The following is an 11,866-nucleotide window of genomic DNA, read 5'->3' as shown; positions in this document are numbered from 1 at the left end:
CAGCACCTGCCTGTGTTAAGATTAAAATTAATAATATTTCATACAAACGATATAAAAATCAAATTTTAATCATCATAACACAGAACTAAGAAAATAGGAAACGGGAACTAAAAAATGCTAACAACGGATGAAAAATATATGAAAGAGGCGCTGCGCCAGGCCAAAAAAGCTTATGACCTGGGCGAGGTCCCTATCGGCTGCGTGATTGTCTGCGAAGGAAAGGTGATCGGCAGGGGCTATAACCGGAGAAACACCGATAAAAATACGCTGAATCACGCGGAGATAACCGCAATCAGGAAAGCCAGTAAAAAATTAGGGGACTGGCGTCTGGAAGGCTGCACCATCTATATTACGCTGGAACCGTGTCAGATGTGTTCGGGAGCTATCGTGCAATCCCGAATGGACCGGGCGGTGATCGGATGTATGAATCCCAAAGCCGGGTGCGCGGGATCGATCCTGAATATATTACAGATGAAAGAATTCAATCATCAGGTAGAAATCACCTACGGAGTACTGGAAGAAGAGTGCAGCGGGCTGTTAAAGAGCTTTTTCAAGGAACTGCGTAAACGGGTGAAGCTTGAAAAGAAACAGCGAAAAGAGAAAGCCGAAGAGGGACCGGAAGCGTCTTCACCCGGCCGGACATGTTTCTAGATATCTCTTTGCGCTCCCCTCGGGCTGCCTTACGCCGGCGTCCCGGCCGTATTCCCCGGACTCGTTTATGAGGAGTGCTTCGTATTCCTCCTGCGGCATCGGCTTGTAATATACATAGCCCTGGATCAGATCGCAGCGGATGCCCCGCAAAAATTCCACCTGCTCCCAGGTCTCGATTCCCTCAGCCACCGTGGTGATGCCGAGCTGCCGGACCATGTGGATGATCCCGGCCACCAGCTGCCTGTCTTTTTCTAACGTGCCGGTGTCCTGGAAAAAGACCGCGTCCAGCTTCAGCACGTCGATGTCCAGGTTCTTCACTGTGCTGAGGGAAGAATATCCCTTTCCAAAATCATCTATGGAACAGATGAAACCGGCGTCCTTTAACTGCTTCACGGTCCGGTTCATCACATGCCAGTCGTCAAAGAGGATCGTCTCCGTGAACTCGATTTCCAGCAGCCCCCGGGGTATCCGGTAACGGTCCCGGATCTCACGGTAGGTCTTTACAAAGTCGCTGCTGTAAAACTGCAGGCAGGATACGTTCACCGACACGGGGAGCGCGGGCTTCCCCTCGTCCAGCATACGGCGCAGCCATATACAGACAGATTCGAATACATACCGGTCCAGCAGGGGAATGGAGTGGTTTTTTTCAAATACGGGAATAAACTGGCCCGGCTGAATCATCTGCCCGTCCGGCTTGCGCCAGCGTACCAGAGCCTCCGAGCAGGTGATCCGGTCCGACTCAGGACTGACCTTTGGCTGGTAATACACGATAAATTCATGCTTGCGCAGGGCGGCTTCCATGTCGTGCTCGATGGCCTTTTCCGCCCGCAATTGAAGGCGGATCCCCTCGTCATAGAAGCAGTATCCCTCGCGCGTTCCCGCCTTAACGCTCTTGCGTGCATAGTTGGCCCTGTCTATCAGACTATCGATGGTAAGCGGTTCGGTCACATCCTCCGCGCAGCAGATGCCGCAGCGGACTACCAGCGCATGCTTATCCCGGGAACTGAGCATAAACTCTGTGATTTTCCGGTCCACATCCGCCTGGCGCTCGTACAGTTCCTCTTTTGTATGATAACTTCGAAGCGCCACGAAGTTATCCGCATTGACGCGGCCAAAGGCCTCGTCCTCCGCCATATCTTCGGACAGAACGGACGCATATTGCGCCAAGATCTTGTCGCCCCAGGAATATCCAAACACGTCGTTGATATAGTTAAAGTCTGCAAAATCCATGTAAAATACCGCATACTGCCTGCCGCGTCGCTGCTCCAGCAGCTTTTGGGCAACGTCTTTGAAGCGGTCGAGCGTATAGGCGTGAGTGAGGCTGTCCCGCCCGGCCTTGTCGTTCAGGTCCCGGTTGAGACCCTCCAGATGGAGGACCCGTTTGAAATTCAGCATGAAAAGAAGCAGCCACACCAGGACGATCCCCGCGATCAAAACGCCCGTTACCACCAATAATCGGTGCAGCTCTCCGTGCATGTACGCCTCCGCCGTAAACACGGTTTCGTTGGAGGCGTCAAAATACGTCTCGCTGGAGGCCAGCAGGGCGTGTTCAAAAGACGGGTCCAGGCGATACGCACGGATATCCGCTTTCAGATCCTCCCATTGTTCCTGTAACGTGTACAGGCATTCCAGATAATCCTCGTCTTCTACAAGATCCAGGCCAAATTCACCTTCGCCGGACTCCAAATTGGAGAGGATGCTGTCCAGATATTCGATCAGTTCGTCATTGGGCGTCCCGCTTAATTCCAGTTTGACAAGGCGCTGCGTGGTGCCCCGGACAAGACCCAGATAGTTGATGAGCTGGCCGTATGACTGGGCGCTGTATACAGATTGAAAAACCAAACCGGATAAGATGGCGATGCCCAAAAGGAATCCCAATATGGTGTAAAGACCATACAATCTCTTTTTTGTTCGTGTGCGCATAGCTTTCTCCTTGCAGCAGGACATGAAGCGCCCCTCCATCTGTCCGGGCGGAGGCGCTTTCTTGTATTTTTAAACAAATACATATCTTGGGACCTAAACAGTATAATGTATTATTACTATAACACCGCGGCTGCGACAAATCAATCATTACAGCAGTAATTCCCGGGCTTTTACAAAACGAATGTGATGTTAGGATTGTTGCAAAGTAGGGAGATCTGGTGTATGATAATATGGGTGAGGGTCCAAGAATTTTGCGTTCGGATAAAGGAAAGACAATCAAAAACGGATCATGCCACTGTGCCAGGTGAACAACAACCTTATAATAAAGAAATTCGCGGGTGGAAAAATAGATATGAAATCGAAAAACGAAAAGCAAGCTGGAAAAACTACGGAAGCATTAGCCTTCGCCCATGTGCGCAGGGCTTTTGTCTGCTGCCTGATTTTAGGCATGTTGATTTTTGTGTTTCAAAATGCGTTCCTTGCTTATAAAAATATGAAACAGATAGCCTGGACGATCCAGCAGAGCGCCTCCGCACAGGTGTCTGAAAAGGTGAACGAGTCGCTCAAGCTGCTGAAATCCCTGGCGTCGCTTCCGATTTTTTACGATCCCGGCGTTGACTGGGAGGAAAAAGTTGAAAAACTGGATAAAATCAACGAATATTATGGATATATGTTTATTTGTTATGTGGATAAGGATATCGTTGTGTATACCCTGGGCGAAGAACCGGCCAGTCTGGCCAGCCGGGAGCATATGCAGAAGGTATACGCCTCCAAGCAGCCCTATGTAACGGACAGCTTTGTGGCCGGAGCCGACGGCAAGACATTGAACTATACCGTCATTGTTCCGCTGATGAAAGACGGAGTCATGACCGGCAGCCTGTTTGCCACAATTGTTTTGGACGATACCTCGGCCCTTTTAAAAGAGATTACCTCTACCACGACGGCGGATGCGGTGCTGGTCGGTTCGAAGGGACAGGTGATGTGCTCCACCAACGACACGGCGTATGGCGCTTCGATTCTGGATATCCTGGGCGGCTATACGCTCTACGGGGCGACCGACGACCAGGTCGAGGAGCAGATGCTGAACCGGAAGGCCGGCTCATTTCTGAGCAGAGCCGGCGCCGAACTTATGTACACGGATTACGGACCTGTAGAAAATGCCAACTGGGATGTGGTGGTCACCGTCGCGTTCTGGCCGGAGTTTCTCTCCATGCTGCCCTCCGCGGTCTTTGTCCTGTTCGGGATGGTCCTGCTGCTGCTGGGCGTATATTATTTTGTATACCGCCACGCCCGGCTCCAGGCCAAGAGCATGGAGCATATGGTCAAATCCGTGCAGGAGATCAAAAAGAAGGTCTATCAAGGCAGCGACCCATCGGAACTGTTCGATTATGAAAATATTATCCAGCTGTCCAGCAGGGGCTTGAACGACGACTTGACAGGAACCTTCACCAGGGTTATCTTCCTGGACAGGGCGGAGGCGATGCTGCGGGAGAAGCGGAAGAAACAGGACGATCAGCTCCTGGCCCTCTGTTTTATCGACCTGGATGATTTGAAGACGCTGAACGATCAGAACGGCCACCTGGCCGGCGATATGGTTCTGCAAAAGATCGGCGCCCTCCTGCGGGAATACGGCGCGAAGTATGACGGGCTTGTGGGACGGTACGGCGGTGATGAATTCATTCTGATCCTGCGGGACATCGACAGCCGCCAGGAGCTGGACGCCGTCTTAAAAGAGCTGGTCGGCAGACTGTCGTTTGACGTGTGCTGCGAGGATAAGAATATTGCGACCCACTGCAGTATCGGTGCCAGCATATGGCATCAGGAGCTTACGCTGGGTATGCTGATCTCAAATGCGGATAAAGCGCTTTATGATGTGAAATGCCATGGTAAGGCAAATTATTCCATTTTTATGTATGGTGAGCGCGATGAAATTTAGAAAAAGTCAGGTTCTGATATTTGGCGTTCTTGTGTTGGCGTTGGCGGGAGCGATGTTTGCGTTGGATACCTCTGTAAAATATGCGCTGCGCCAGGAGCGCGTGGCGGCGGCCCGGACGGTGGAGGTTGGTTTCCGCAGAGGCCTTGCCGAGACTTTTGGAAATTTGAATGACGCGGCAAAGCTGTCCTACACCATTGATCCGGATGATGCCGATAACTTGGAGCTGTTTCAGAAAAGCGTGAGAAAACTCATGGAAGACAACGAGCATGTTGCCTATGCCGCCTATTTTAAGGAAGATACGCTGAACTACATCTATCCGGAGGACCGCTTCGGCGCCTTGGCCGGAAAGAATATGGCGGATTTTGCCTACAGCGTCACTCTGGCAAAGTTTGCAAAAGTGCCCGTGGTGGAAGGACCGTCCAGCCTGTTTGGTGAAGAGATGGACGTGTTCTTATTTCTGCAGCCCATCTATCTGGGCGCGGACTATATCGGCGAGATCGTAGTCGCCATGGACAGCGGCTATGTACTCTCCGCGCTTGGGTTGAAGGAGCTGGAGGACGGAAATTACGACTATGAGCTCTGGCGGCTGGATTTTCTTGGGCAGACGAAGACGGTCATCTCGACTTCGGACCCCTCGGTTGACTATTCGGACGCTGTGAAGCATGAATTCAGCCTGCCTGCCACGTGGAATATCAGTATCATGCCCAAAGGAGGCTGGATCACGCAGGCGGAGCATGCTCTCATCGACGCTGCTTTCTTTACTCTCGGACTTGTTCTGTTTCTTTTAGGAATGCTGCTGTGCAGCACGATCCGTTTGCGGGGGAGGCTGCAAGTCGAAAAATATACGAATGCGGACAGCGGACTCGCAACCATGGAAGGCTTTTTCTACTTTGTGAATAAGCGTTTAACGAAAGAGCCGGATTCCAAACTTTGCGTTCTGGAACTGCAGTTAGGGAATTTCCGCAGATTTACAAAAAATATGGAGCGTGAGGAACTTGTAATGTTTTTGATGCGGTTCCGGCAAAGCGTTCTGGACTGTTTTCCGGAGGACACGGTCGCAACCCGGCTAAGCGATGACAGTTTCCTGCTCGCGATATTTACGGACGGCCAGGATCCCGGCCGTATGATCTCGGAGTTCGTCTTACAGCTGCATTGGAAAAGAAGGCTGGACGATCAAAAGATTTTCATTACTCCGCGTTATTGCACAGTTACATATCCGAAAGACGGCAGTGACGCAAGGTCTCTTGTAGAAGCGGCCGCGAAGGAATTCGGGAAGATATAAGGAAAAGATAGGATACGTTATTTCCACAATGCGCTTCCGTCATAGGCCCCCATGGCGGCCTCATAGTAGCCCAGCCGCTTGCACTCCCCGGTCACCAGGCGATAGATATTCTGAAATGCCTCCGCGGTCTTTTCGGCGAAGGCGGTGTGATTGCCCGCAGAGAGCAACTCAATGGCTTCTACGCATTGCTCATGAATTTCACAGTTTACAGCCGTTTTAGCCGTATTAAGCAAGGAAGGAATGCTGCGGCCGATCCGCAGATTCTTTTGCAGGAGTGTGTAAACACCGTTCAATGCGTCGATTCCGGTATGCTCGATAATAAAATCCAGAAGAACTGCGGGGGTACGCCCGTATAGGTACTCTTCATTCCAGAGGAGATCGATTCTGCTTTTTACTTCCTGAATATCTTCCCCCGTAATATGCGGCGCGGCGCAGCAGGCCGTCCCATTAATGGTTAAAGCCAGCAATTCCAAGCTGTCCAGATAGCGGCGGACCTGATTCGCGACTAAATGAACGGGAATTTGTATTTTTTTCAGTTCCTCCGGGTCCATATCCACAAAGATGCCGTTCCCGCGGACCGTTTTTACGACGCCCCACTCCTGCATCATTTGAATCGCTTTGATTGTCGTATCCACACAGACGCCATATATTTCCTGCAGCTCTTTGTGCGAGGGCAGCTTATCGCCCCGTTTATACCGCCCAACGGCGATAAGCCCCAAAAGATCCATATACACCGCCGCGTTTCTCACGTCGGAGCCGGATAAAAGTTTTTCCAGTTGTTTTCTTCCAAGAACCACCACCGAGTCGGGAGAAACATGGAATGCAGGATGGTTTCCGGAAGTAAAGCCATATAGTACGGACATGTCGTCAAAATGCGCGCTTTCCGGTGCCCCGCCGCTTTCTATAATCTGCATAAATCCCTGCAGCTGCCCGCTATATCTGGCCCGGCTGGTCGCGTCATCCTGCAATGGCTTTAGGTCGGAAAGCCCCAGGCTGTCTACTACACGAAGAATCAGATCATTCTCATTTCTGGCAACAAAAAATCTCCAGAAACATTTGGATAGTCTCCAAAACTCCCCCGGATTCTCAATTGACATGTTTTTTAAAATCGTGCGCGGTATTTGAAGATCCTCCTGTTTACAGAGAGTAATCCCGTTTTTAATCACGGGATAGCACAACAGCACGCCCGTTTGAAGTACGTCGTCTGTGACCATGGCGTCTATTTTCTCCAGCGCCAGCCTGGTGGTGCGGTGAACGGAATTGTGATTATAGCACACGACGGGACGCTTTCTCTGCTGGGTATCGATCAGGCCTTTTTCCTTCAGCATCTTCAATGCGCGCCGAATTGTCTTATCCGAGGTTCCAAATTCTTCACACAAGTTGCTGCGGGAGGGGAGACTGGAACCTATTGGCAGCAGGCCGCTTTCAATCCTGTTCTTGAGAATTTGGAAAACCCGTTCGTACATCATAATATCATAGCTCAAAATTATCTTCGCCTTTCGTCCCTTGTTTTGATCATTATAAGGCGGGGCTCCTTATTTTGCAACTGTATCGGATGAGGATTGTTGACCGTCCCGAATTTTCTATATTAGCATGTTCATTAAGTTTATATGCTTTCCATCTTATAACGCCGACGGATGGAATATACATGATAAGAGTCCCGGACATGGATATTGATACACAAGGAAATGATCTTACAGATGCGATAGAAATGGCTAGAGATGCGATTGGACTTAAGGGTATTACATTGGAAGATATGGGAAAAATGCTACCTGAGCCTTCGGATTTATCAGAAGTTGAACATGGTGACAGAGATATTGTAACATTGGTGGATGTTGATTTTATGTCATATCGATCAGAACTTGATAACAAAATGGTAAGAAAAAATTTGACAATACCCAGTTGGCTTAACAAAAAGGCAGAAAGGGCAGGGGTGAATTTTTCTAAAGTTTTACAGGAAGCTTTGATAAAGGCGCTTGACGCTTAAAAAACTGCTTCCGCCAACGCAGGTTCTTAGAAATAAACTTAGAAAAAAATAAATGCGGAATTCGTATGAAACGACTTCCGCATTATCTCTGAAAACAGTATCGAAGCGACAGGATTTGAACCTGCGACCTCTGCGTCCCGAACGCAGCGCTCTACCAAGCTGAGCCACGCTTCGATATTAAATTTATATGAAAGGGGATAAACCCCTGAGTCGAAGCGACAGGATTTGAACCTGCGACCTCTACGTCCCTAACGTAGCGCTCTACCAAGCTGAGCCACGCTTCGATACTGAACCCCATCGGGTCAGCATAAGTTATTATACAGATAAGCCCCTGATTTGTCAACACGTTTTTAGAAAATTCTCGTCAAAATTCTCGCCAAAATTCAGCTCAAAATTCATCCCCTAACCGGCAGCCTCCTGCCCCCTCTTCATCATTTTGCGATAAGAACCGGCCGTGACGCCGCATGCTTTTTTAAAACTTTGGGCAAAATAACTCTGCGAAGAAAATCCGGACAGCTGGGCGATCTCGGCGATGCTGTGATCCGTAGACTGTAACAATTCTTTGCTGCAGCGGATCCGTTTGTCGTTCAGATAATTGATCGGAGACAGTCCGTAACAATTTGTAAAGGCGTGAACAAAATAAAATTTGTTCAGGTGAGCGATTTCAGCCAGTGTGTCCAGAGTGATGTCTTCCATATAATTCGAATCGATATACCGCTTGGCGCGGCCGCATTCCCTGGTAGTCTTCTGGGCCGGGACTACTTCAAAGGTAAAGCCTGCGTGGCGGACCACATTTACCAGAAGGACTTCCAGCAGATCCTGGCAGACCAGCTCATAATTTTTCTCTTTCTGTTCCATTTCCGCCACCATGGAGTTAAAATAGAACATAAGGTTCTCCCGGCGGTTCCGGTAATTAAAAACGGTATAATCCGCGTTTTCATTAAAGGAGAAGCACAACCCCTCCACCCCCAGCACCACATATTCCAAGGGGACAGTGCCAAGAGAGACTTCCGTGTGCTCCACATTGGGGTTTATGATCACCAGGTCGTCCTGGGTTACGGAAAATGTCTTGTCTTCAACGATAAATTTGCCGCTGCCGCCCCGTACGTAGAATAGCTCCGTGAAGTAATGGGTATGCTGAATACTGGGCCAGTCCCCTTCATATACGGAAGAACTGACGAACAGAAGCTTTGCCGCTATTTTATCATGATTTGTGTCGGTCAGCTGATATCTGGTATTGCCCATGAGATCCCTCCGTTTACAAAATGTTCATGAATTAGTCAAATAATATTATGATTCTTGCGCTTTATTGATCTACAATTATTTATATTCTGATTATAACAAACAAACGAAAATAAGACAATAAAACGAGAAAAAATGGAAGAAATAGTTATAATATATACAAAATCCCAAATGCTGATTCTCCAATACAGTGTTTTAGCGTGTGAAACTATATAAATATAATCGGATCTTGATTTTGAGGAAAACAGCAAGATATATAAAATTAAGCGCAATATCTGTGTTGAATTCACTGACAATTCAGACTATCCTTTAATTACAGACCTGTGATACACAGGAACGAGGATCTCTAAGCTGATAGACAGCCATAGAGAAAGATTAAGGAGGAAATACTATGAAAGCGAAGAAAGTTCTAAGCCTGGTCCTGGCAGCAGCCATGACACTGAGCCTCGTAGCATGCGGCAACAGTAAGGAAGAAGAGAACAACACTCCGGCGCCTGAAAGCTCCGCACCGGCAGACAATGGTTCTGAAGAAGCAAAAGAGCCCGCAGCAGGAGAACAGACGCTGAAAGTAGCAGCAGTTGAGACCGCTTATGGCGCCCAGATGTGGCAGGATGTATGCGCCGCATTTGAGAAAGCAAACCCTGGCGTGAAAGTGGAACTGACCATTGATAAAAAACTGGAAGACATCATCACCCCCGCCATGAAAGCCGGAGATTACCCGGATGTGATCATGCGTGCGGTAGGCGCGGAATCCGCCCTGACCGAAACCTTCATCAAAGATAACAACGTGGTGGAAATGACAGACGTACTGGCCATGACCGTTCCCGGCGAGGACGTTACGGTAGGCGAAAAGATCCTGCCCGGTTTCGTTGACAACTCCATCACAAACCCCTACGGCGATGGAAAAACCTACCTGATGCCCATGTTCTACGGACCCTGCGGCCTGTTCTACGACGCCGGACTCTTTGAAGCAAAAGGCTGGACCGTACCGACGACCTGGGATGAGATGTGGGAATTAGGCGACAAAGCCAAAGCGGAAGGAATCGCATTGTTTACCTATCCGACAGCCGGATACTTTGACGCATTCTTCTACGCCCTGCTTCGTGAGACGGCAGGAAACGACAAATTCCAGGAAGCGCTGCGCTACGGCGAGGGCGCCTGGGATACCCCGGAAGCACAGCAGACCTTCGATATCATCGCGAAACTTGCTTCCTATACAGAGAAAACCACTCCGGCCAACGCCAACGACAATGATTTCCGTAAGAACCAGCAGTTAGTTCTGGACGACAAAGCACTGTTTATGCCGAACGGCAACTGGGTCATCGGTGAAATGGCAGACGCGCCCCGCGCGGAAGGCTTCAAATGGGGCTTCACGGCTCTTCCCGCAGTAACCGAAGGCGGAGACCGCGCTTCCTATACCTTCTTCGAGCAGATCTGGATGCCCAAGGGCGCTGTGAACCAGGATCTTGGAAAACAGTTTATCGCTTATCTGTACAGCGATGAAGCGGCTGAAATCTTCGCATCCGGCGAGACCCCTGCCGTACAGCCCATCAAAGGCATGGCAGACAAACTGGAAGGCGACAATAAGATCTACTACTCCATCTATGATACCGGCGCAATCGCGGTTATGGACGCGTTCGCAACTACAGATCCGGTAGAGGGAGTTACCGTCCGTACGACCTTCTTCGATCCGATCAACTCTCTGGTAAGCGGTGACAAGACCGAAGAACAGTGGGTGGAACAGGTGAAGAAAGACAGCGATGCACTCCGTGCAGCCCTGAAATAATAACCCTGTAAACAATCGTGGGGCTGCCGTACTAAGAATATTCAAGCCTGCCGGATCAGGAGGCAGAAAAAATCTTAGTGCGGCGGCCCTTATTTATTCGGCAGGAATAAAGTTCCTGCGCGCAGAGCCCAAAGATTAGGAGATGAAGCAATGAATAAACAAAAAGGGAGAGGCAGGTTCATTTTTTTCTGCCTTGCTCCGGCCGTCATCCTGTTTTTTATCTTTATGATAATTCCCACGATCGACGTTTTCCGCATGTCCATGTTCAAATGGGGCGGGTATACGGATGATAAAACCTTTGTAGGATTACAGAACTTTCAGAAGCTTTTCCAAAGTGACAAATTTTATCAGGCATTCCAGAATTCCATACTGCTCATCGTAATCGTGACCATCGTGACCTTCGGGCTGGCCCTTCTCTTCGCGGCGATGCTGACCCGTGAAAAAATCAAAGGCCAGAATTTTTTCAGAGTTATATTTTATATCCCCAACATACTGTCCGTAGTTGTCATCAGCGCCATCTTCTCGGCAATCTACGATCCGAACCAGGGGCTTCTCAATTCGTTTTTGAACCTGTTCCGGGGGCAGAACGGCGTGGATAACCCGATCCTGTGGCTGGGAAGCCAGAAGATCGTCATCTACAGTATCGTAATCGCCATGATATGGCAGGCTATCGGCTACTATATGGTCATGTATATGGCCAGCATGGCGAATATACCGGAAAGCCTCTATGAAGCGGCCAGCATGGAAGGGGCCGGAAGAATCAAGCAGTTCTTTACCATCACCATTCCGCTGATCTGGACCAATATACGGACCACCTTGACGTTCTTCATCATCAGTACGATCAACATGAGCTTCCTGTTCGTCAAAGCTATGACCAACGGCGGGCCGGACGGAGCTTCCAGCGTATTCTTAAGTTATATGTACCAGGAGGCTTATACGAACTCCTCCTACGGATACGGTATGGCCATCGGCGTTATGGTGTTCCTGTTCTCATTCGCGCTGGCGGGCATTCTGAATGCGGTAACCAAGCGTGAAGAGCTTGAATTCTAAGGGAGGTGA

Annotated in this window: 9 protein-coding genes and 2 tRNA genes; 6 read left to right on the top strand and 5 right to left on the bottom strand. The window is 49.5% G+C overall.

Annotation, left to right across the window (positions count from 1 at the left end; all coding sequences use genetic code 11):
- Positions 1-114: 114 nt before the first annotated feature.
- Positions 115-651: a tRNA adenosine(34) deaminase TadA gene (gene tadA, locus KTH89_RS09290; RefSeq protein ID WP_158347358.1), complete on the top strand. Its 537-nt coding sequence runs from the start codon at positions 115-117 to the stop codon at positions 649-651.
- Here tadA and KTH89_RS09285 read toward each other — a convergent pair.
- A complete protein-coding gene (locus KTH89_RS09285) occupies positions 628-2,574 on the bottom strand; it encodes a putative bifunctional diguanylate cyclase/phosphodiesterase (protein ID WP_158347359.1) in 1,947 nt (648 codons plus the stop codon). The genes tadA and KTH89_RS09285 overlap by 24 nt on opposite strands.
- Positions 2,575-2,926: 352 nt before the next feature.
- On the opposite strand from KTH89_RS09285, the gene KTH89_RS09280 reads away from it, so the two are divergent.
- Positions 2,927-4,510, top strand: coding sequence for a GGDEF domain-containing protein (locus tag KTH89_RS09280; protein WP_158347360.1), 1,584 nt, complete (start codon positions 2,927-2,929; stop codon positions 4,508-4,510).
- The gene (locus KTH89_RS09275; protein WP_158347361.1) at positions 4,500-5,792 is read left to right on the top strand and encodes a hypothetical protein; all 1,293 of its coding nucleotides are present in this window, start codon (positions 4,500-4,502) and stop codon (positions 5,790-5,792) included. The genes KTH89_RS09280 and KTH89_RS09275 overlap by 11 nt, the downstream gene beginning before the upstream one ends.
- Before the next feature lie 17 nt (positions 5,793-5,809).
- Here the strand turns inward: KTH89_RS09275 and KTH89_RS09270 are convergent, their stop codons facing one another.
- Positions 5,810-7,282: a GntR family transcriptional regulator gene (locus tag KTH89_RS09270; protein ID WP_158347362.1), complete on the bottom strand. Its 1,473-nt coding sequence runs from the start codon at positions 7,280-7,282 to the stop codon at positions 5,810-5,812.
- 65 nt (positions 7,283-7,347) lie between these two features.
- On the opposite strand from KTH89_RS09270, the gene KTH89_RS09265 reads away from it, so the two are divergent.
- Entirely contained in the window at positions 7,348-7,779 is a 432-nt protein-coding gene (locus tag KTH89_RS09265) for a type II toxin-antitoxin system HicB family antitoxin (RefSeq protein WP_158347363.1), read from the top strand.
- 100 nt (positions 7,780-7,879) lie between these two features.
- Here KTH89_RS09265 and KTH89_RS09260 read toward each other — a convergent pair.
- From KTH89_RS09260 to KTH89_RS09250, 3 genes are all read right to left on the bottom strand, one after another.
- A tRNA-Pro gene (locus KTH89_RS09260) sits at positions 7,880-7,953 on the bottom strand.
- A gap of 36 nt (positions 7,954-7,989) precedes the next feature.
- Positions 7,990-8,063: transfer RNA gene (locus KTH89_RS09255), tRNA-Pro, on the bottom strand.
- A 118-nt stretch (positions 8,064-8,181) separates the two neighbouring features.
- Positions 8,182-9,024 (bottom strand): AraC family transcriptional regulator, encoded by an 843-nt coding sequence (locus KTH89_RS09250; RefSeq protein WP_158347364.1) that lies wholly within the window; start codon positions 9,022-9,024, stop codon positions 8,182-8,184.
- A 388-nt stretch (positions 9,025-9,412) separates the two neighbouring features.
- On the opposite strand from KTH89_RS09250, the gene KTH89_RS09245 reads away from it, so the two are divergent.
- Positions 9,413-10,807 (top strand): carbohydrate ABC transporter substrate-binding protein, encoded by a 1,395-nt coding sequence (locus tag KTH89_RS09245; protein WP_238721447.1) that lies wholly within the window; start codon positions 9,413-9,415, stop codon positions 10,805-10,807.
- Positions 10,808-10,957: 150 nt separating this feature from the next.
- Positions 10,958-11,857, top strand: a complete 900-nt coding sequence (locus tag KTH89_RS09240; protein WP_158347366.1) for a carbohydrate ABC transporter permease — start codon at positions 10,958-10,960, stop codon at positions 11,855-11,857.
- Positions 11,858-11,866: the final 9 nt, after the last annotated feature.

The organism is Diplocloster agilis (assembly GCF_019042275.1).
GTDB classification, from domain to species: domain Bacteria; phylum Bacillota; class Clostridia; order Lachnospirales; family Lachnospiraceae; genus Diplocloster; species Diplocloster agilis.
Note: the sequence above shows the minus strand (reverse complement) of the source record. Positions and strands in the feature narration are given on the sequence as shown.

Coding starts and splice junctions, on each gene's coding strand:
- KTH89_RS09250 (WP_158347364.1), bottom strand. CDS start 9,024: ATGGGCAATACCAGATATCAGCTGACCGACACAAATCATGATAAAATA.
- tadA (WP_158347358.1), top strand. CDS start 115: ATGCTAACAACGGATGAAAAATATATGAAAGAGGCGCTGCGCCAGGCC.
- KTH89_RS09265 (WP_158347363.1), top strand. CDS start 7,348: ATGAGGATTGTTGACCGTCCCGAATTTTCTATATTAGCATGTTCATTA.
- KTH89_RS09275 (WP_158347361.1), top strand. CDS start 4,500: ATGAAATTTAGAAAAAGTCAGGTTCTGATATTTGGCGTTCTTGTGTTG.
- KTH89_RS09280 (WP_158347360.1), top strand. CDS start 2,927: ATGAAATCGAAAAACGAAAAGCAAGCTGGAAAAACTACGGAAGCATTA.
- KTH89_RS09285 (WP_158347359.1), bottom strand. CDS start 2,574: ATGCGCACACGAACAAAAAAGAGATTGTATGGTCTTTACACCATATTG.
- KTH89_RS09245 (WP_238721447.1), top strand. CDS start 9,413: ATGAAAGCGAAGAAAGTTCTAAGCCTGGTCCTGGCAGCAGCCATGACA.
- KTH89_RS09240 (WP_158347366.1), top strand. CDS start 10,958: ATGAATAAACAAAAAGGGAGAGGCAGGTTCATTTTTTTCTGCCTTGCT.